This window comes from Citrifermentans bremense R1, assembly GCF_000426865.1.
Classification (GTDB): domain Bacteria; phylum Desulfobacterota; class Desulfuromonadia; order Geobacterales; family Geobacteraceae; genus Geomonas; species Geomonas bremensis.
Genome location: NZ_AUGE01000083.1, coordinates 1 through 1,193, shown reverse-complemented (window position 1 = coordinate 1,193; position 1,193 = coordinate 1). Strand labels below are relative to the sequence as shown.

Below are 1,193 nucleotides of genomic sequence, written 5' to 3'. Positions count from 1 at the left end.
TAGCAGGCCGTTGAAATAAAGCGGCGGATGTCAGCAACAGCCTTTGCTGACGTTTGCTGAACTGCTGTTGTCGTGATTTTTGCTCTTTTACAACAGGTTATACTGCCAGATTTCAGTCCCATGAAGAGCCCGGAGGCCATTCAGGTGGCACCAAGGCCCAAGTTGGACATTCGTACCAGGTTGTAGGCGACTGCATGTAGGTCAAGCTGCATTGCGATCTTCTCTACTCCTCGATACATCGTCTTGCGCAGCCGGCCCACGGTCTTCATCCAGCCAAAGCCTTCTTCGATTCGCTTTCTGATTCTCTGGCTGATGGTGTAGCCAAGAAGGCTCGTGGTTCTGCCGTCGATCGCTGACCTTCTGTTGCTCTTGTTCTGCGCGACATGCGGCGTGACGTTGAGCTGTCGCAGGTCTTTCACGAAATCCTTGGTGTCGTAACCCTTGTCCGCGCCCAAGGTGATCCGCTGCGACGTCCGCGGTAGTTTCTGAATCATCTTCTTTGCCGCTTCGCGCTCGGCTGTGCCGGTTGCCAGAGTGACTGCGGTTTTGATGATAAGGCCGTTGCGGTTCTCCATCAATGTGTGCCCCTGATAGCAGAGCTTCGCCTCTTTGGTCTTTCCCTTGCGGTAGAGGCGGGCGTCGGGATCTGTATCCGAGCCGTGGGTTTCGTTACTGAGCTTCTTTCCCTTGAAATCGACGGACTCGTTCTTGCCACCACCGGAGGCAGATGGTGGGCCATCCTGTGGATCTTTCGGCTTGAAGCTCTTGATCGAGGCCCAAGCTTCGATGAGAGTTCCGTCGACAGTGAAATGCTCGTTGGACAGCAGCCGCTTACGTTTTGCCTGCTCAAGAATTCTGGACAAGAAGACGGCGGCAACCTCGGAACCGATGAGTCGCTCACTGTTCTTGGAGAAGCTGGAGTGGTCCCAGATCTTTTCATCCAGAGCCATTCCCAGGAACCAGCGGAACAAGAAGTTGTAGTGGATCTGCTCAACAAGTTGTCGGTTGCTGCGGATCGAGTAGAGGATCATCAGCAGTTGAGCCTTGAGCAGCTTTTCCGGCGGGATGGACGGCCTACCAGCAGAGGCATAAATGCTGTCAAAGAGCTTGTCCATTCCAGCCAAGGCGTCATCAGCCATCTTCCTGATGGACCGGAGGGGATGATCCTTGGGAACGAAGGATTCGGGGGTCAC

General features: G+C 54.5%; 1 protein-coding gene. It reads right to left on the bottom strand.

The genetic code is table 11. The features are described from left to right. Positions 1–140: 140 nt before the first annotated feature. The coding region (locus tag K419_RS0118920; protein WP_026842908.1) for an IS5 family transposase at positions 141–1,193 on the bottom strand (1,053 nt) is incomplete at its 5' end.